Consider the following 18,783-nt stretch of genomic DNA (forward strand, 5'->3'; position numbering starts at 1 on the left):
CGCGCGCCCCGCGCCCCGGACTGGGTGAGCGCCTCGGCAGGTCTCCTGACTCGCGGGTCCTGGCTTGGCCGGCCTTCCCGGGGTTCTGGAGCCCCAGTGGCGTCAGTCGGCCTTGCTCACCGCCTACAGTTGCGGGGGCAGTCGCGGAATTGGGAATGACCCTGACCGCGTTCCCTTTTATCCGTTCATGGGGAACGGAACCGAAGCAGAACCGTGATGGAACCAGGCGTGTGCCGAGTCAAGTGTCGTGCGCGTTCGCTCCAGAGTTAACGGGATGTTGCTGCAAAGCCCGACTTTTGTGAGTCCTCAGAGCCCCTAAAGCGCAGGCATCTGAAATGCCAATGGAAATCGGGTCGGCAAGGTGTATGCCAAACGTCGGCAAAACGTATGGCAAGTGTCTGGTGCGCGCCGCAGGCGGATTCGTCTCGTGGTTTGCTTTGGAGGTTGCCGATCTCTTGACTTACTGCGAATAAATCGCATCTTTAGGTGAGATTGAGAATTATTCTCATTAAAGGTGGAGAAAATGATCGCGTCTCGACGGAGTGTCCTCAGGTCGATTGGAGCTGCCGCATTGGGTGCGGCCTTCGCTCCAAGGGCCGCTATTGCCGCTGAAGGCAGACTGTCGATCGTGGCAACGACCGGCATGATCGCGGACACTGCCCGCGCGATCGGTGGCGAACTGGTGGAGGTCAAGGCGCTGATGGGGCCGGGGGTGGACCCGCATGCATACCGGCAGACCCGGACCGATATCCTTGCGATGCGCCGGGCGGACCTGATCCTTTGGAACGGATTGTACCTGGAAGCCCAGATGGAAGAGGTTCTGGGTGACCTTTCGGGTCTCGTGCCGGTTCGCGCCGTGGCAGAGACCATCCCTGCCGAGCAGCGCATCGCGCATGATGACTATGCGGACCGTTTCGATCCCCATGTCTGGATGGACCCGGCTTTGTGGCGAGAGGTGGCATTTGCGATCCGTGACGCGATGTCGGAGACCGCACCCCATGACGCTGCGGCTTTCACAGCCAATGCTGAGGCCTATACAGCAGAGCTGGATGTGTTGGCATCCTATGCGAACGACGTACTTGGCTCTGTCCCGGAAGAGCGCCGCGTACTTCTGACCGCTCACGATGCCTTCAACTATTTCGGTCGGGCCTATGGTTACGAAGTGATCGGTATTCAGGGTATTTCGACGGAAAGTGAGGCCGGACTTAACCGGATCACCGAATTGGTGAACCTGCTTGTAGATCGCGGCATTGCGGCCGTGTTCGTTGAAAGCTCGGTATCCGACCGCTCGATCCGTGCTTTGATCGAAGGCGCCGCTGCCGAGGGACACGAAGTTCGTATCGGCGGTGAACTGTATTCGGATGCCATGGGTAGTCCGGGAACCTACGAAGGCACCTATGTCGGCATGATCGATCACAATGCGACTGTCATCGCCACAGCGCTTGGTGGCGAAGCGCCCGAGCGCGGGATGACCGGCAAGCTGAGCGCGGGAAGCTGACATGGTTCCGGAACTCCATCTCACAGGTCCCGAGGCCGAGGCGGCGCGTGTCGCCGAACTGCGCCGGAGCCCTCTGGCGATCCGGGGGCTGACCGTGTCCTACGACCAGAAACCCGCCGTCTTCTCGGTGGATGCAACGTTCCGTCCCGGCGCCATGACTGCAATTATCGGTCCGAACGGAGCCGGCAAATCGACCTTGCTGAAGGCGGCGCTTGGTCTGGTTGCACCGCTGTCGGGATTGACGACGGTATTCGGCGCACCGCTTTCCGAGATGCGTCACCGGATCGCCTATGTTCCGCAGCGCGCCAGCGTGGACTGGGATTTTCCGACCCGTGTGTCGGACGTCGTTGCAATGGGGCTGTACCGGCAACTGGGCTTGTTGGGCCGGTTCCGCGGCACACACCGGGCGCGCATTCATGACTGTCTGGTCCGTGTCGGAATGGAAGATTTCGCCGACCGACAGATCGGGCAACTATCCGGAGGCCAGCAGCAGAGGGTCTTCCTCGCGCGCGCCTTGGCTCAGGATGCAGACCTCTATTTGCTGGATGAGCCTTTTGCCGGTGTCGATGCGGCGACCGAGCGCGCGATTATCGATGTTCTGAAAGCTCTGAAGGCCGAGGGGCGCACGGTTGTCGCCGTTCATCACGATCTTTCGACGGTCAGAGAGTATTTCGACGAGGTTCTGATGCTGAACGTCCGGAAGATTGCGGAAGGTCCGGTAGCGGAGGCCTTTACCACAGAGGCTCTGGAGGCAGCTTATGGCGGGCGACTGGCGACGGCACAAATTGATCGCCTTGCCGAGGCGGGCTGACACCCCATGCTTGCGGATGCGCTGACCTTTCAGCTTGGCTACAACGCCACGCTCGTGACCTTGGGTGCGATGCTTTTGGGCGCCGCAGCGGGTGTCACGGGGACGTTCCTTTACCTGCGGAAACGTGCACTTGTCAGCGACGCGATTGCGCATGCGACACTGCCGGGCGTCGGCCTGGCGTTCATATGCATGGCATTCCTTGGGATGGATGGACGCTGGCTGCCAGGGCTTTTGGCAGGATCGGCCGTGACCGCGGTGCTGGGGTTGCTGACGGTTCAGTGGCTGGCATCGCACACGCGGCTGTCCGAGGATGCCGCCATCGGTGCGGTGTTGTCTGTGTTCTTCGGGTTCGGAATCGTCATTCTGACCGTGATCCAGACAATGACCACTGGCGGACAGGCGGGGTTGGAGGGATTCCTGCTTGGGGCCACGGCCGGGATGCTGTTCTCGGATGCGGTTCTTATCGCGGCGGGCGGCGTCTTTGTGATCGGGCTTGTTCTGATCTTGCGTCGTCCCATGATGATGGTCGCCTTCGATCCCGGCTTCGCTTCGGCCACAGGGGTTCGGCTGAACCGCATCGATCTGGCGATGATGGGGCTTGTGATGGCCGTGACGGTCGTTGGGCTGAAGGTCGTGGGCCTTATCCTGATCGTCGCGCTCCTGATCATACCACCGGTAACCGCGCGTTTCTGGAGCAACCGGTCGGAGAGGGTGGTGCTGCTGGCCGGAGGTTTCGGGGCCATTTCCGGTTGGGTCGGGGCAGCGGTCTCGGCCAGCGCGCCGGCGTTGCCCACCGGGCCGATCATCGTGCTGACGGCTTTTGCCCTGTTCGCGGCGTCTTTCGCGCTTGCTCCGTCGCGGGGGCTGGTCTCGGCCTTGCTGCGGCACAGGAGATTTCAGGCCGGTGTCCATGTGCGGCAGGGTTTGCTTGCTCTGGCGCAAGGCCAGCCGATCTATGAGCCTCTGACGCTGCGCCTGTTGGAGCGGCAGGGACTGGTGCGTGCGGATGGTGTGGCGACCGAGGCGGGGGCGGCACGTGCAGCGCGTGCCCTGATGGATGAGCGCCGGTGGGATGTGGCGCGAGCGACACCGGAATTCGAACTGGCGGCGGCACGATACGATGGGCTGACCCGGATCGAGGATGTGCTGACGGCCGACCAGATCGCGGGGATCGACGCGAGGATCGGCGGTTTACGGGAGGCGGGCGCGTGACTGGTGAGGAGTTCGTTCCCCTGAGCCTGACGCCGTTGCTGATCGGCTGCCTTGCGGCGGTCGCCTGTGCACTGCCGGGAAACTTCCTGGTGCTGCGGCGGCAGGCGCTGATCGGGGATGCGATCAGCCATGTCGTTCTGCCCGGGATCGTGGTTGCCTTCCTTTTGACTGGCGCGATCACCACATGGGCGATGCTGGCGGGCGCGGCGGGTGCGGCCCTTCTGGCCGTTGCGATGATCGAGGGCATCCGCCGCTTTGGGCGGATCGAACCCGGTGCCGCGATGGGAGTGACCTTTACCACGCTTTTTGCCGCTGGTGTCCTGCTGCTGGAACAGACCGACACCTCGGGCGTCCACCTTGACGTAGAGCACGCGCTATACGGAAACCTCGAAAGCCTGATCTGGCTGGAGGCGACCGGTTGGGAAAGCCTGACCGACCCGGTGGCGCTGGCGGCGTTGCCGCCGGAGCTTTTCCGCATCCTCGTCGTGACGTTGCTGTTAGGAGCACTGCTGGCAGCGTTCTGGCGTCCTCTTGCGATATCGACCTTCGACGAGGGTTTCGCCGCAACATTGGGATTGCCGGTGCGGGCCATCGGTTTGGGTCTGGTGATCGTCTCTGCAATGGCTGCCGTTGCCGCCTTCGATGCCGTCGGATCGATCATCGTGATCGCGATGTTCATCTGTCCCCCGGCGGCCGCCCGGCTGATGACGAACAGGTTGGGCGTTCAGGTCGCATGGTCGGTGGTCTTCGCGCTTGTTTCAGCGGTGCTGGGGTTCGTTCTCGCGGGCTACGGACCGCTTTGGCTTGGCGGCACGGACGCGGTCAGTGCCGCAGGCATGATCGCAACCGTTTCGGGCCTGATTCTGGGCCTTGCGGCCCTCACGGGGCCGTCGCGCGTTTGAGAGCAGGCGATTTCGGTCAGCCGACCTCCCGCTTCTCTGACGAAACCTCGTCCGAGGCGGCGGACGGAATGATCTCTTCTTCCGGGAGTAGGGGCGTGGGTTCCGGATCGTCCGGGTTGAACGTCTGGCCGACATCGATATCCGCATCCCCGAGATGTTCGACAAGCGCTGTTTCCAGCTCCGCGTTCAGCTCGCGTGATCGCGTGATATAGGCGCTGTTTTCGCTGACGGGGATGTCCGGGTTCCAAAGCCCCGCGAGCTCCCGCAGGGATTCCCTGTCCTTGCGATAGAAGAAGTGTTCGATCTTCGCCGCTTCGATGTCGGTGAGTCCCATGTTCTCCAGCACATAGCGGCCCGCGCGCAGCGAGCTGTCGAACAACTCCCGCACGATATCGTTGGCGCCGGCGCGGTATAGCTCGAACACGTGGACGCGGTCGTGGGCCCGCGCGACGATATGCAGGTCGGGCCGTTGCGAGCGCGCGTAGCGCACAAGCTGATTGGCCGCGCGGCGATCATCAAGCGCAACGACAAGCACGCGCGCCTCCTCGAGGCCGGCCGCGTGCAGGAGTTCCGGGCGTGTCGGATCACCGAAGAAACCCTTGATGCCGAAACGTCGCATCGTTTCGACCGCCTCGAGATTGTTGTCGAGAACCACCGCTCTGAAGCCGGCGAGCAGCAACAGCCGGTTGACCACCTGTCCGAAGCGGCCAATCCCGGCGATGATGATGGCCTGCCGTTCGTCGATTTCGTCAGCTTCCGGCGTTTCTCCGCTTTCGGAGGACCTGCGGTGCAGGAAGCGCTCGTATGCGATGAAGAAGAGTGGTGTCAGCAACATCGACAGAGCCACGATCAAAAGCGCCCGTTCCGTCAGTGCCGGACCGAGGACATTCTGCTGCGACGCGAAAGAGAGCAGTACGAAACCGAATTCACCGGCCTGGGCGAGGCCGAGGGTGAACAACCATTTGTTACGACCGCGGATCCGGAAAATCAGCGCCAGAGCAAAAAGCACGATGCCCTTCACGAGGAACAGAAGAAGCGTCATCAGAACGACCTGAAGAGGGTCGCGGAACAGCACGCTGAAGTTGATGCCTGCTCCTACCGTGATGAAGAACAGGCCCAGCAAGAGCCCTTTGAAGGGCGCGATATCGCTTTCCAGCTGATGCCGAAACTCGGTGTTGGCGAGCACGACGCCGGCAAGAAAGGTGCCAAGTGCCGGAGAGAGGCCAACGAGTATCATCAGAGAGGCAATGCCCAGTACGAGGAGCAACGCAAAGGCTGTATAGAGTTCTCGCAGGCGCGCCATATGGACAAAGCGGAACAAGGGCCGTGTCGCGAATATTCCCATAAGTACTATGAAAGCCACCGCGCCCAGGGTGACGAGAGTAACCCCCCACGCCGGGAGATCCTCGATGAAGGAAAGCGCGATGCCGGTTCCGTGGCCGCCGTCGTCGTGTGCCGTGTCCACGCCGGGGCGTCGGATCGAGCCGTCCGCGCCGAATGACATCGTGCCGGGCAAGGCGAGCAGGGGGAGGATCGCCAGCATCGGGATGACGGCGATATCCTGCGTCAGAAGCACCGAGAAGGACGACCGCCCACCGTTGGTTTGCATGAGGTGCTTTTCAGTCAGTGTTTGCAGGACGATGGCGGTCGATGACAGCGAGAAGATCATCCCGAGCGCCACCGAGGTCTGCCATGCATAACCGAAGAGGTAGATGCAGATCACCGAGATCAGACCGGTGGTCAGAACCACCTGAAGGCCACCCAGTCCAAACAGTTTGTGCCGCATGTCCCAGAGTTGGCGTGGGGACAATTCGAGCCCGATAAGGAAAAGCATCAGCACGACGCCGAATTCCGCGAAATGCTGCAGGTCCTCCGTGTCGGTCAGGAGGCCGAGAATCGGGCCGATGACGATCCCGGCGATGAGGTAACCAAGAACCGACCCCATGCCGAAGCGCACGGCCAACGGAACCGCGACAACCGCGGCGGCCAGATAAACCAGGGCATCGAGCAGAAAACCTTCCATCGTTCCTTTCGTCAGATCGGTAGCTGGGCGTCAGCTTCTGGCCGGTCCATCACGATCCGGCTTCGTGCCGGGCAACGGCGGGACGCCGCAGCATGACGTGTCGGATCAGCGTGTTCAGCGCAATGAGATCGTCGCAATACACGTTTGAAGAATAATCGGCCTCGCCTGTGAATGTCCACGCGCTTGTCGCAATGATCCTGTGCTCCAGAACGCTGATCATGCATTTGCTCCATTTCGGAGTGCATTTCCGCGATCTGTGCCGAGACGCCGCGTATAGCGCCGACCGGCCGGATTTCTGCGCCAGGTTTCAGGCAGGAACGGCGCGTTCTCAGTCAGGGGTTCGTTCAGGTCGATCGCGGCTGGAGAAATCGTCAAGGGTCCATGCGGAGGCATCGCCGCCGCTTGATCAGCCCTTGGGCATCGAGAGTGCGACGGTGCGGCTGCCTTTGCGATAAATCAGTTCGCTATCGTTGATCTGAGCGACGGTGCCGCCGTCGACACGATCGCCTACCTTCACCTTCACGTAGCGCCCGGACGGCAGCCGGACGAGCGCTCGCCGGTCCGAAGGAAGACCATAAACGCCAACGAGGTTGATCTTGTTGAGGGGGATCGCGTTTTCGACGGTTGCCTGGCGGGCGACGGAGGCGGTGGAGGGAATCGCAAGGCGAGGCGAATCCTGTGGTCGCGGCTCCGGCTCGGCATCCTCGGCGAGCGCGGCCTCGATTGCGGCCGACGTGTCAGGGGTGTCGAAGTCGACGCTGGCCGTCATCTCTTCGGCCTTGGCCTGAACCTGGGCGGCAGCAACGATGGCGTCGAAATCGCGGGGACGGTTGCGGGGGGCTAGGGATGTCGCGACTGCAAGCTCGCTGGCCGCGTTCGAAGGCTGTTCCTGGCGTGCGACTACTTGCGCTGAACTTGGTCTGGGCGGCGGAAGAAGCTCTGCAAGTTCGGCCCGCGTACGGCCGCCGAAGGTCTGCCGCTCGATCTCTTGTACGAATTTCGCAGGCCGGGGTCGGGGTTGCCGATCGGGGAGCGCCGCTGCCAAAGCCGTTGGCCGCAGCGTTGCGGGTGCGTCGGTTGCCTCGACGCCATCTATTGTAACGTCGGTCTGCGCTTCCGGATCGGGAGTGACAGGGGCGGCGATTGCGACAGCGTCCGGCGCTGTGCCAATGGCTGCTGATTCTTCCTCGATCGGTTGCGTCGGATCGGCCGATGCCAGCGCCACCGTTTCGCTGAACGGGTCGGGGGCGGGTCCTGTCTGCGGCAGAGCGGACTTACTCAAGCTCGAAGCGTCGGGAAGGGCGATGGCATCGAATGCGAGATCGCGTCTCTCAACGGATGCCAGGTAAATCTCAAGAGTCGATTCAGCGGAATCTTCCGCCCCGTCCAGTCCCTGGATGGGCGCATCCGTCAGCAGGTTCGCAAGAGTGTTCGGTCGCCGTTCCAATGCCGCCAGTGTCTGCGACGGCAGGGCTGTATCCGGCAGGGCAGAAAGGAGGCTTCTGCTCTCGGTGCGTGCAATGGCCACGTCTTCGGTGGAGTTCGCCGTCGGTTGAGGGTCAGCGGCTGGCGCGGCCTCGAGGTCTGGAATGGCGAGAGTGATCGTGGGCTTGGGCAGATCGGGCACCGGGGGGGCTTCTGCCAGGACGTCGGTGGTCTGATCGATCTCTGTCGCCAGTCCGGTTTCTGTCTCTTCCGCGGGGGTTTCAGTTGTCCGGCCGGGTGTCATCGGAAGGATTGACCAAACGATGGCGGCGATACCTATGGTCAGAACAGCCGCCACGACAAAGACGATTGCCGTGTGGCGTGACTTGGAATGTGCCGATCTTACCTTGATCGAGGGGCCCGCCGGAGTCAAAGAAGCCGCAGCGCCGGACAGCGTGCCGGCCGCTATATCGGTCCTGACCCTTGGAGCCGAAGGTGCCTGTCGAAGAGGTGCTCCCGGATTTAGCGGCGGCAGCGAACTTGACTGAACCTGCATCACCGGCGTCGGGTCGTCGACCCTGACGACTGGCCCGTCTGATGCTGTGGCCGAGTTCGACAGGGTTAGGATTTCGGACTGTCGGGGTTCACGGACAGAGGCGAAGGTTACAGACGGTGCGGCCTCGGCCGGTTCATCTTCCTCGTCCGGCCATCGGTCTTCACCGCCAAATACCGGCAACCGCGGGAAGTCCTCGGCATCTGCAAGCGAAGAGAAGCCGGCAACGCCCAATCCCCTCGCTTCCGCAAAGGCCGCGGCTTCGTCGAGTGTTTCCACGGCAATGGCTGCAACGCGGGCGGTGCCGGGGCCGGACAAGATCCAATCGATTTCAAGTTCATTGAGAGCGTATGGCGTGCGACCGTCCATCGCGGCCTCGATCTCGCGCCGCGCGGCTTTCTCGGAGCTTATCTTGACGTCGGTATAGAGAATTTGCTCTCGAGGCAGAAACAACTGCACATCGGCGCCGTTCTCGACGAGTGCGACCATGGACATGAGACGCTCTTCGATGTCCGGCCCGTCGATGTTTTCGCGCGCGACCTCGTGCCAATGACCGCCATCGCGGCGCATCAGCCGCACGGCACTCATATCCAGATCAAAACCCCAACGCGAATTCATGGCAGAGAGATAGCATGGGTCTTTCGGGCCGTCACGCAAAGAGGTGTCAAAAATTCCCGGTTCGCAGGAAATTGCCTTGTCCCGATTCCGGCTGCACAATTCCCGGTCGACGGGGTAAGCTATGTTCGTGAAAACATGGGGTGACAGCGATGTTACGATTCCTCGCGACACTAGCCGTTTCTCTGCTCTTGAGCGCGAATGCGTCGCGGGCGCAGGACCAGATGCGGCATGTTGCGGTCGAAGGCATCGGGCGGGTTTCGGCCGTGCCCGACATGGGGCTTGTTCATTTTGGCGTCCAGCGCGAGGCGCGGGATGCGCGGGCTGCGATGCTGGCCGCGTCTGAGGCGATGGACGGGATTCTGGCGCGCATCACCGAGGCAGGAATCGCACCGGAGGATGTGCAGACAACGAGGATCGGAATCGATCCGCGCTGGCAGCACGATCAGAATGGCGGGTCGCCTCGAATTACGGGCTACGTGGCTTCGAATTCCCTGCAGGTCAAGGTTCGCGACCTCGAAAGGGTTGGTCCGTTGCTGGACGCTGTCGTGGACGAGGGCGTCAATGTGATGGGAGGCCTGTCGTTCAGCATCGCGAATCCGGAAAGACTGGAAGATGAAGCGCGACGAAAGGCTGTGGAGGACGCGCGCCGAAAGGCAGACATACTTGCCGGGGCGGCTGGCGCCGAACTGGGAGGCGTCATTTCGATCGCCGAAGGAACCCAGCAAATCGGTCCTGGACCGATGTTCGAGGCCGCAATGGCTGATCGCTCCGCTGTTCCCGTCGCCGCCGGACACATGGACATCGAGGTGACCGTCCGCGCGGTGTTTGCGCTGGGCGGTTGAGCCGCCCAGCCTTATTGTGTCAGTGGGCCATGATCACCGGCACATGGCTTTCCGCCAGCATGTTACGGGTGGCGCCGCCAAGGATTTCCTCCAGGAAGCGCGAATGACCGTAGGCACCCATGACGACCAAGTCGGCGCTGCGGTCGCGAACATGTCTGCACAGCACGTCGGACACACGTGGCAAAGTCTTGGCGATGATCGAGATCTCGGCGCGTACGCCATGGCGTGAAAGCATGGCGGCAAGCAGGCCTCCGGGATCCGAGCGGTCCGGGTCGTGCTCGGGCGGCGCGATGATGGCAATGTCGACGCTGTCCGCGGCTGTCAGAAGCGGCATCGCCGATCGAATGGCCTGCATCGCTTCGTCGCTCTGATTCCAGGCGATCACGATACGGGACGGCATCTTGAAGCTCTTGGTGCCCGCCGGAAGCACGAGCACAGGAACCCGGGTTGCAAAGAGGGCGGCCTCAAGGATTGCAACATCTTCGGAGTTCCGGTCTTCGCCGTATGGCTTTGGCAGGACGACGAGGTCGGACAGGCCAAGGCGGCGTCCGACGATCTGCGGAATACCCCCGATCTGTGCAACTGCACGGGTCACTTCGAACTTGATTCCCGAGGGACCAAGGATTCTCTCCGCCGCCTCTTCGGCGCTGCGGGCTTCTTCTACGGCTTCTTCCATTGCATTGCGCACTGCGATTGCGGCTGCGCCCGCGTAGTAGGCTCCCGGCTGGATTCTGTCCGTACCCAGCGCGAGCACATCAAGGTGGCCATCCATCTGTGACGTGATGTCCACTGCCACGTTCAGATGGTCGGAATCGATGTGTTCGGAACGAAAAACGGTCGCGATGGTCTTGTACGACATGGCTGATCAACTCCCTTACTGCCCAAACTCTTTCCCGGGGTGTTTTTTGTGTCTTTGCGCCATGTCAAATTCGGGTTTCCAAGCTGTTGACATGGATCAAGGCAGGGGAGTGGTCCGGGCGGCAGAAGGTCCAAAGATGGCCGGAGTCTAACAAGCCGGCAAAACGAGGGACCGGAAAAATGTCCAATTACCTAAAGCTGGTCGTGTTGGGGTTCATCGCCCTGTTCGCTGCACTTGCCGCGAACTGGGGCCGTGATCTCGCATACCAGGTGCATGCAATCATCATTCTGCTCGTATCGGGCGGTTTGTTCCTTTGGGTGCTGAGACGCACTGACGAACCGAAAGCCGTGATCGATGAATCCAGTTACATGGACGATGTCGTTCGCGCAGGCGTAATCGCGACATCGTTCTGGGGCGTTGTCGGGTTTCTTGTCGGGGTTGTCATTGCCTTTCAGCTCGCCTTCCCCGCATTGAACCTTGAATGGGCTCAGCCCTTTGCCAATTTCGGGCGTTTACGGCCGCTGCATACAAGCGCGGTGATTTTCGCGTTTGGCGGCAACGCACTGCTGATGTCGTCGTTCTACATCGTGCAGCGCACCAGCGCCGCGCGGCTTTGGGGCGGCAACCTGGCCTGGTTCGTTTTCTGGGGCTACCAGCTGTTCATCGTGCTGGCCGCGACCGGCTACCTGCTGGGTGCGACGCAGTCGAAGGAATATGCCGAACCCGAATGGTACGTGGACCTCTGGCTGACGATTGTCTGGGTCGCCTTCCTGGCCGTCTTCCTTGGCACGGTCATCAAGCGGAAAGAGCCGCACATCTACGTGGCGAACTGGTTCCTGCTCAGCTTCATTGTCACCGTCGCGATGCTGCACGTGGTGAACAACCTGAGCATTCCGGTGTCGATCTGGGGATCGCGTTCGGTTCAGGTCTTCGCAGGTGTGCAGGACGCCATGACGCAGTGGTGGTACGGCCACAACGCGGTGGGCTTCTTCCTGACCGCCGGCTTCCTTGGCATGATGTACTACTTCGTGCCCAAGCAGGCCGAAAGGCCGGTCTACAGCTACAAGCTGTCGATTATCCACTTCTGGGCGCTGATCTTCCTGTATATCTGGGCGGGTCCGCACCACCTTCACTACACGGCGCTGCCTGACTGGGCATCGACACTAGGCATGGTGTTCTCGGTCATCCTCTGGATGCCTTCCTGGGGCGGCATGATCAACGGTCTGATGACGCTGTCCGGCGCATGGGACAAGCTGCGCACCGACCCGGTCATCCGGATGATGGTGATCTCGATCGGCTTCTACGGCATGTCGACCTTCGAAGGCCCGATGATGTCGATCCGCGCGGTCAACAGCCTGTCGCACTACACTGACTGGACCATCGGTCACGTTCACTCCGGCGCGCTTGGCTGGAACGGCATGATCACCTTCGGTGCACTCTACTTCCTGGTGCCCCGTCTGTGGCAGCGCGAGAGGCTCTACAGCCTCAGCGCGGTCAACTGGCACTTCTGGCTGGCGACGATCGGCATCGTGCTCTACGCGGCATCGATGTGGGTCACCGGTATCATGGAAGGCCTGATGTGGCGTGAAGTCGACGCCAATGGCTTCCTGGTCAACAGCTTTGCCGACACGGTTGCCGCAAAGTTCCCGATGTACGTTGTGCGCGCCCTGGGCGGGGTTCTCTACCTCACCGGTGCAATCATCATGGTCTGGAACCTGTGGATGACGGTCAGGGGCGCGCCCCAGACGCAAGTCGACAACGCCGCCATCCCGGCCGAATAAGGAGACCAACAGATGGCAATTCTTGAAAAACACAAGGTTCTGGAAAAGAACGCCACGCTTCTGCTGGTCGCCTCGTTCGCGGTGGTGACGGTTGGTGGTATCGTGGAAATCGCGCCGCTCTTCTACCTGGAGAACACCATCGAGGAAGTGGAAGGGGTTCGTCCCTATTCACCCCTCGAGCTCACCGGGCGGGAGATCTACATCCGGGAGGGCTGTTATGTCTGCCACTCCCAGATGATCCGGCCCATGCGGGACGAGGTGGAGCGTTACGGACACTATAGCCTGGCGGCCGAGTCGATGTACGATCACCCCTTCCAGTGGGGTTCGAAGCGCACGGGTCCCGACCTGGCGCGTGTCGGCGGGCGGTACTCGGACGAGTGGCATGTCGACCACTTCACCAACCCGCAGTCGGTGGTGCCGGAAAGCGTCATGCCGAAATATGCCTTCCTGAAGCGGACACCCGTAGATGGGGAATATATCGGCGAGCTCATGGCCACGCATCGCATGGTCGGTGTCCCGTACACCGATGAAATGATCGAAATGGCCAAGGCGGACTTCTCCGTTCAGGTCGATCCTTTCGGTGATATCGACGGGCTGCTTGAGCGCTATCCCGGCGCGCAGGTGCGCAACTTCGACGGCGAAGAGGGCATTTCCGAAATGGATGCACTGATTGCCTACATGCAGATGCTCGGCACGTTGGTCGATTTCTCGACCTTCGAAGCCGCGGAAAGCAGGTAGGGGGCGTCATGGATACCTATTCCATCCTGCGCGAGATCGCTGACAGCTGGGTGCTTCTGGCCCTGGTGATCTTTTTCCTCGGAACAGTTGTCTGGGCCTTCCGGCCCGGCAGTTCCAAGGTGCATCGCGATACGTCGAACATCCCTTTCCGCCATGAAGACCGCCCGGCAGTCGCGGGCGAGGAGGCAAAGTCATGAGTCAAGAATCCGGCAAACATGAAGTCGAGACGACCGGTCACAGCTGGGACGGTCTCGAAGAGTACAACAATCCCCTGCCGCGGTGGTGGCTCTGGACCTTCTATGTCACGATTATATGGGGCGTGATCTACACGATCGCCTATCCTGCATGGCCGCTGGTCAACGGTGCGACCGAGGGCGTGCTGGGCTTTTCGACGCGTGCCAACGTGGCCGAGGACATCGCTGCAGTCGACGCGGCCAATGCCTCGAACATGGAAGCGTTGGCGAATGTCGAACTGGCGTCCCTTGCGGGCGACAATGCGCTGCACGGCTTCGCCGTGAACGCCGGTGCGGCGATTTTCCGCGCCAACTGTTCGCAGTGCCATGGTGCGGGAGCCGCCGGGGTCCAGGCCTCGGGTTACCCGAACCTGCTGGACGACGCGTGGTTGTGGGGCGGTACGATCGACGAGATCGCCTATACCGTCACCCACGGCATCCGGAACGAACAGTCTCCGGATACGCGCTGGTCGGAGATGCCTGCATTCGGTGAAATCTTCACCGAAGAAGAAGTCGCTCAGGTCGTCGCCTATGTCCGCAATATCTCTGGACAGGAGCATGACGCGACGTTGGCGAGTGCCGGGGAGACCCTGTTTCTCGACAACTGCGCGTCGTGCCATGGCGATAACGGCGCAGGCGACCGCAGTCTGGGCGCGCCCAACCTGACGGACGCAATCTGGCTGTATGGCGGTTCCGAGGAAACGCTGACCGAGACGGTTCTCAACGCCCGTTTCGGTGTCATGCCGGCATGGAGCGAAGAGTATCGCGTCGGTAGCGGTCTGAGCCAGGCCGAGATCAATGCGGTCGCTGCCTATGTCCACCAGTTGGGCGGTGGCGAATAGTTCAGGCTCCGAGGGAGGAGACCTGGAGAGGGCACAGTCCTGATCTCTGTTCGCGCGTTTGGATCGGACTGTGTTCACCGGGGCGGCGGTACCGAAAGGTGCCGCCGCTTCTTTTTGTTGTAGTCTCACTCCAACACGACCTTAGGAGGCACGATATGGGCAGGAAGGATCGCCCCGAGACTCCTGATGGCCGCTACTTCGTCGCGCGCGGGCGTTTATGGCGAAAGACGGATCCATCGCTTTCCGACGTCGAGAGACGTGCCGCGATCAAGGCCCTGATGCGTGCAAGGATTGCCTTGCGAGCCGCGCAAGATGACGGCGCCCGGCGGGAAGCGAAGAGCGCCGTCGTGGCCGCGAAGACCCGGCTTGGCGAAAGTGGTCCGGTCTGGTGGGCGGATGGCGCGCCGGATGAGCAGGGGATGACTCCGCCCGAGTCCAGGTATTTCGGATGGTGGGATGCGCTTTCTGAATATGAACGGCTGAAGGGACTTTGAGCCTGGCAGGAGGGGGCTAGATTTTCTCTTGCCGAAACCGGTTTCGGAAAACAGTCTTCGAATCGGGAGGAACATCTTGAGCCGCATTTCCGCAGATGAGCGCGCTTCCGAGCGGCGTACTCGCGTCACGATAGCCGACGTGGCGGATGCCCTTGGGCTGACCAAGGGAACCGTTTCTCGGGCCATGAACGGATACCCGGATATCTCCGATGCGACCCGGCAACGTGTGCGTCGCAAGGCCGAGGTCATGGGCTACAGGCCCCTGGCGCAGGCGCAGGCCATCCGGACCGGTAGGTCGCGCGCGCTTGGGCTGGTTCTTCAAACCGATATTCCGGGAGCGCAGCGTCCGTTTCTTTCCGATTTCCTTGCCGGTGTGACCAGTGCCGCAAGCGCCGAGTCCTGGACCCTGACCGTCGCGACCTCGGCGGGAGATATGGAAATGCTGGCGACGCTCGAACGCCTCGTCGATGAGCGCAAGGCTGATGGTTTCATTCTTCCCCGGACGTGGACGCATGATGCGCGGATGAAACTGCTGCGCGCACTTGACGTTCCCTTCGTCCTCTATGGCCGCGTCGCCGATCCCGAGGGCTGCGCGTGGTTCGACATTCTTGGCGAGGAGGCCATGCGCGAGGCGGTTGTTCGGCTGGCATCCCACGGGCATTCCCGGATCGGTTTCGTGAATGGCGGTCTAGAGTACAATTTCAGCGGTCTGCGCGCCGAAGGGTTTCGTCGGGGCATGGCGGAAGCCGGTCTGACGGTGGCTCCTGATTTGATGCTGTCCGGTGCGATGACACTCGAGGCCGGAGCGGAGGCGACCCGGAGCTTGCTCTCGCTGGAGGTGCCGCCTACCGCAATCGTATTCGCGGTCGATGCTGCTGCTTTGGGTGCCTACCATGCGACAGAGAGCCTCGGACTGGAGATCGGCCGCGACGTGTCGATCATTTCGTATGACGGCATTCCCGAAGGCGCATGGGTGCGGCCCCCGCTGACGACTTTCAGCGTGGACAGCCGGAACGCCGGATCGCGGCTTGCGGAACTGCTGATCAGGCGCGTCCGGGGCGAAGCTCCGGAGACCTTGCGGGAGACCGCGCACGCCACGTTGCAGATCGGAGGCTCGGACGGGCCACCTCTTCTTTCTTCCGACGAAATCGCGCGGCGGGTCCAGGCCGCTGGAGCGGAAAGACCGAACTGAAATCCAATGGGAGGACCACGATGAAACTGACATCCAAAACTATGGCCCGTTTGCTGACCACAGCATCTGTCGGGCTTGCCCTCACGGCTGTTTCCGCCTCGGCCGACATCCGTTTCTGGACGACCGAGGAGCAACCCGAGCGCCTTGCCAAGCAGGAAGAAATGGCTGCGGCCTTCAAAGAGAAGACCGGCATTAATGTGGAAGTCATTCCCGTGACCGAGAGCGATCTTGGCACGCGGGCGACTGCCGCCTTTGCTGCGGGCGACCTGCCCGACGTTATCTACCACACGCTCCAGTACGCGCTTCCATGGGTCGAAGCCGGCATTCTGGACGCCGAAGCCGCGACCGAGGTTATCGAGTCGCTTGGGACCGATACGTTTGCGCCGGGCGCTCTGTCGATGGCGGCGGTCGAGGATGGCTATGCAAGTGTGCCGGTCGATGGCTGGACGCAGATGATCGTGTATCGCAAGGATCTGTTCGAAGCGAACGGTCTGGCGGCGCCAACGACCTATGCCGCTGTGACAGCGGCGATCGAAAAACTGCACAACCCGCCGGAGCTGTTCGGATTCGTGGCCGCCACCAAGGTGGACGAGAACTTCATGAGCCAGGTGCTGGAGCATGTGTTCCTGGCTAACGGCGCGACGCCGGTAGGCCCGGATGGTTTCACCGGTTTCGACGAGGCAAAGACGATCGAGGTGCTGGAGTTCTACAAAACGCTGGCCGACGCATCGCCGGATGGCGAGCTTTACTGGGATCAGTCCCGGAGCCTTTATTTCGCGGGAGATGCCGCGATGATCATCTGGTCGCCGTTCATCCTGGACGAACTGGCCGGCCTGCGCGATAGTGCGCCGCCCACAATCAATGACGATCCGACCTCGTCCGAGTTGGCCTCCAAGACGGGTATCGTCACCAATTTCGCAGGACCCTCGAACCCTGATGGCGCGGCATGGGGTGATATCCGCTACTTCGGGATCACGGCTGACGCCGACATCGACGAGGCACAGCAGTTCGTCCAGTTCTCGATGGACGAGGGTTATACTTCGACCCTGTCGATCGCGCCCGAGGGCAAGTTCCCCGTGCGCCGTGGCAATGCCGACAACCCGACCGCGTTCGTGGAAGCGTGGTCGAAACTGGATGTCGGCGTGGACCGCAAGGCTCCGCTTTCGGCCCTGTACGATGCCGCGATGATCGACGAGATCGTTGGCGGTCTGGATGTGGCTCAGCGTTGGGGCGTATCGGAAGGGCAACTGGCACTTGCGTCCAAGATCATCAACAGCCAGGCCATCAACCGCGTCGTCCGCGAGTATATCGACGGGAACATCGAAGCGACGGCCGCTGTTGCGAAAATGAACGAAGAACTGGCCGGTATCGAGTAAGCTTGGCCTATGGGGTGGCGTTTCTGCGCCGCCCCGAAACCCTACCGGAGTTCGTCCCATGACGTCCGCTGTTCCACCGACGGGAACGGGCCCGCTTGCCCGACGCGAGGCGCGTCTGGCCTGGGGGCTTCTGATGCCCACGATCGCCATCGTGTCGGCGGTTGTGCTTCTGCCGTTGCTGGCGATTTTCTGGATCAGTTTCAAACCGATCGGCCTGGCCGATCTGCGTCCGCCTGCACCGGTGGTGCGGGAGGCGCTGCGCGGGTCGGATGAGAACCTGCGGCTTGAATACCGGATCAGGAACTCGTCTCGGGACGAGGCCTTGTCGGGCGTATCTCTGGCGGACGTTCTGCCCGAAGGTGTAACGGTCGCGCGCGCTGACGAACGATGTGTCTTCGCCGGTCAGGCGTTCAGCTGTGACCTTGGCGACCTTGAGGGCGGCGGGCGAGGCGAGGTCGAGATCTTCGTTGCAGTTGCGGGTGACAAGGAGGCGGCCGAGGCCGCCGCGGAGGCCAGTGAACCGGCGGTAACCGGCAAGGGCAGGAACATTCTCACAAACTTCGAATTCTCGCTGGAGAATTTCGCCCGGATTTTCGATGGGCGCGAATTCTGGGGTGTCCTGGGCGTGACGGTCTTCTACACCGTTTTCGGCACCGTGGGCGCGCTGGTGTTCGGCTTGTTCGCCGCGATGCTTCTGAACAAGGAATTCCGGGGGCAGGGCATTCTCAGGGGATTGTACTTGTTCCCTTATGTGGCGCCGGTGATCGCGGTGGCGTTTGCTTGGATCATCCTGTTCGACCCCTTTTCAGGGTCGGCGAATGCGCTGTTGAAGCAGATGGGCGTGACGGAGGGCTCGATCAACTTCTTCGGCGAGCGGCCGCTGGCGCTGATCATGGTCACGGTCTTCGAGATCTGGCGCTATTTCCCTCTGTCCTTCCTGTTCATCCTGGCGCGGATGCAGTCGATCGACACCGATATGTACGAGGCCGCCGATATGGACGGGGCGTCGCCCTTCCAGAAATTCTGGTATCTGAGCCTGCCGCAACTTCTTGGAATCCTGAGCGTTCTGTTCCTTCTGCGCTTTATCTGGACGTTCAACAAGTTTGACGACATCTTCCTTCTGACCGGGGGCAACGCCGGGACTCGGACGCTGACGGTCAACGTCTATGAACAGGCCTTCGCGGTGTCGAATATCGGGGCGGGGGCGGCCGTGGCGGTGGTGATCTTCTGCTGCCTGATCCTGTTTTCGATATTCTTCTTCAAATACGTGAGCCGGGAGGAAGGGTTGTGAGAACCGCTTTCGGCGAAACGTCGGCGCAGTGTCGGCAAAACGCATGGCAAACCTCATGGCAGGGTGTCGCCGCCTCTGGCGGCGACCGGGGGG

The 18,783-nt window shown here is 61.7% G+C and carries 17 protein-coding genes and 1 riboswitch; of the genes, 13 read left to right on the top strand and 4 right to left on the bottom strand.

The window, feature by feature from the left end; all coding sequences use genetic code 11:
• Nucleotides 1-18: 18 nt before the first annotated feature.
• Nucleotides 19-220: riboswitch (cobalamin riboswitch) on the bottom strand.
• 303 nt (nucleotides 221-523) lie between these two features.
• Genes ACKLNI_RS19550 through ACKLNI_RS19565 form a run of 4 tightly spaced genes read left to right on the top strand, consistent with a single transcriptional unit; the run spans nucleotide 524 to nucleotide 4,423 of the window.
• The gene (locus tag ACKLNI_RS19550; protein WP_413720779.1) at nucleotides 524-1,498 is read left to right on the top strand and encodes a metal ABC transporter solute-binding protein, Zn/Mn family; all 975 of its coding nucleotides are present in this window, start codon (nucleotides 524-526) and stop codon (nucleotides 1,496-1,498) included.
• 1 nt (nucleotide 1,499) lies between these two features.
• Entirely contained in the window at nucleotides 1,500-2,309 is an 810-nt protein-coding gene (locus ACKLNI_RS19555; protein WP_413720780.1) for a metal ABC transporter ATP-binding protein, read from the top strand.
• A gap of 6 nt (nucleotides 2,310-2,315) precedes the next feature.
• A complete protein-coding gene (locus ACKLNI_RS19560; RefSeq protein ID WP_413720781.1) occupies nucleotides 2,316-3,521 on the top strand; it encodes a metal ABC transporter permease in 1,206 nt (401 codons plus the stop codon).
• Nucleotides 3,518-4,423 (top strand): metal ABC transporter permease, encoded by a 906-nt coding sequence (locus ACKLNI_RS19565; RefSeq protein WP_413720782.1) that lies wholly within the window; start codon nucleotides 3,518-3,520, stop codon nucleotides 4,421-4,423. The genes ACKLNI_RS19560 and ACKLNI_RS19565 overlap by 4 nt, the downstream gene beginning before the upstream one ends.
• 16 nt (nucleotides 4,424-4,439) lie before the next feature.
• On the opposite strand, the gene ACKLNI_RS19570 is transcribed toward ACKLNI_RS19565, so the two are convergent.
• From ACKLNI_RS19570 to ACKLNI_RS19580, 3 genes are all read right to left on the bottom strand, one after another.
• On the bottom strand, nucleotides 4,440-6,446 hold the full coding sequence (locus ACKLNI_RS19570) for a monovalent cation:proton antiporter-2 (CPA2) family protein (RefSeq protein ID WP_413720783.1): 2,007 nt from the start codon (nucleotides 6,444-6,446) through the stop codon (nucleotides 4,440-4,442).
• A 49-nt stretch (nucleotides 6,447-6,495) separates the two neighbouring features.
• Nucleotides 6,496-6,666, bottom strand: coding sequence for a hypothetical protein (locus ACKLNI_RS19575; protein ID WP_413720784.1), 171 nt, complete (start codon nucleotides 6,664-6,666; stop codon nucleotides 6,496-6,498).
• Nucleotides 6,667-6,852: 186 nt separating this feature from the next.
• Nucleotides 6,853-9,012 (bottom strand): hypothetical protein, encoded by a 2,160-nt coding sequence (locus tag ACKLNI_RS19580; RefSeq protein ID WP_413720785.1) that lies wholly within the window; start codon nucleotides 9,010-9,012, stop codon nucleotides 6,853-6,855.
• A gap of 179 nt (nucleotides 9,013-9,191) precedes the next feature.
• Here ACKLNI_RS19580 and ACKLNI_RS19585 point away from each other — a divergent pair, with 179 nt between their 5' ends.
• Complete coding sequence (locus ACKLNI_RS19585; RefSeq protein ID WP_413720786.1) at nucleotides 9,192-9,884, top strand: SIMPL domain-containing protein; 693 nt, start codon at nucleotides 9,192-9,194, stop codon at nucleotides 9,882-9,884.
• A gap of 19 nt (nucleotides 9,885-9,903) precedes the next feature.
• On the opposite strand, the gene ACKLNI_RS19590 is transcribed toward ACKLNI_RS19585, so the two are convergent.
• The gene (locus ACKLNI_RS19590; RefSeq protein WP_413720787.1) at nucleotides 9,904-10,743 is read right to left on the bottom strand and encodes a universal stress protein; all 840 of its coding nucleotides are present in this window, start codon (nucleotides 10,741-10,743) and stop codon (nucleotides 9,904-9,906) included.
• A 179-nt stretch (nucleotides 10,744-10,922) separates the two neighbouring features.
• Here ACKLNI_RS19590 and ccoN point away from each other — a divergent pair, with 179 nt between their 5' ends.
• From ccoN to ACKLNI_RS19630, 8 genes are all read left to right on the top strand, one after another.
• The gene (gene ccoN, locus ACKLNI_RS19595; protein WP_413720788.1) at nucleotides 10,923-12,524 is read left to right on the top strand and encodes a cytochrome-c oxidase, cbb3-type subunit I; all 1,602 of its coding nucleotides are present in this window, start codon (nucleotides 10,923-10,925) and stop codon (nucleotides 12,522-12,524) included.
• Between the two features lie 12 nt (nucleotides 12,525-12,536).
• Nucleotides 12,537-13,262, top strand: a complete 726-nt coding sequence (gene ccoO / locus ACKLNI_RS19600) for a cytochrome-c oxidase, cbb3-type subunit II (RefSeq protein ID WP_413720789.1) — start codon at nucleotides 12,537-12,539, stop codon at nucleotides 13,260-13,262.
• Nucleotides 13,263-13,270: 8 nt separating this feature from the next.
• The gene (locus ACKLNI_RS19605) at nucleotides 13,271-13,459 is read left to right on the top strand and encodes a cbb3-type cytochrome c oxidase subunit 3 (RefSeq protein WP_413720790.1); all 189 of its coding nucleotides are present in this window, start codon (nucleotides 13,271-13,273) and stop codon (nucleotides 13,457-13,459) included.
• Nucleotides 13,456-14,337 (top strand): cytochrome-c oxidase, cbb3-type subunit III, encoded by an 882-nt coding sequence (gene ccoP / locus ACKLNI_RS19610; RefSeq protein ID WP_413720791.1) that lies wholly within the window; start codon nucleotides 13,456-13,458, stop codon nucleotides 14,335-14,337. Before ACKLNI_RS19605 ends, ccoP begins: the two co-directional genes overlap by 4 nt.
• 155 nt (nucleotides 14,338-14,492) lie before the next feature.
• Nucleotides 14,493-14,831, top strand: coding sequence for a hypothetical protein (locus ACKLNI_RS19615; RefSeq protein ID WP_413720792.1), 339 nt, complete (start codon nucleotides 14,493-14,495; stop codon nucleotides 14,829-14,831).
• Nucleotides 14,832-14,907: 76 nt separating this feature from the next.
• Entirely contained in the window at nucleotides 14,908-16,023 is a 1,116-nt protein-coding gene (locus ACKLNI_RS19620) for a LacI family DNA-binding transcriptional regulator (RefSeq protein ID WP_413720793.1), read from the top strand.
• 20 nt (nucleotides 16,024-16,043) lie between these two features.
• Complete coding sequence (locus ACKLNI_RS19625) at nucleotides 16,044-17,399, top strand: ABC transporter substrate-binding protein (protein WP_413720794.1); 1,356 nt, start codon at nucleotides 16,044-16,046, stop codon at nucleotides 17,397-17,399.
• Between the two features lie 58 nt (nucleotides 17,400-17,457).
• Nucleotides 17,458-18,690 carry a carbohydrate ABC transporter permease gene (locus tag ACKLNI_RS19630; RefSeq protein WP_413720795.1) on the top strand — a complete coding sequence of 411 codons (1,233 nt, stop codon included), beginning with the start codon at nucleotides 17,458-17,460 and terminating at the stop codon, nucleotides 18,688-18,690.
• Nucleotides 18,691-18,783 lie beyond the last annotated feature (93 nt).

The sequence above is a fragment of the Silicimonas lutimaris genome, assembly GCF_047314965.1.
Lineage (GTDB): Bacteria > Pseudomonadota > Alphaproteobacteria > Rhodobacterales > Rhodobacteraceae > JAVJUV01.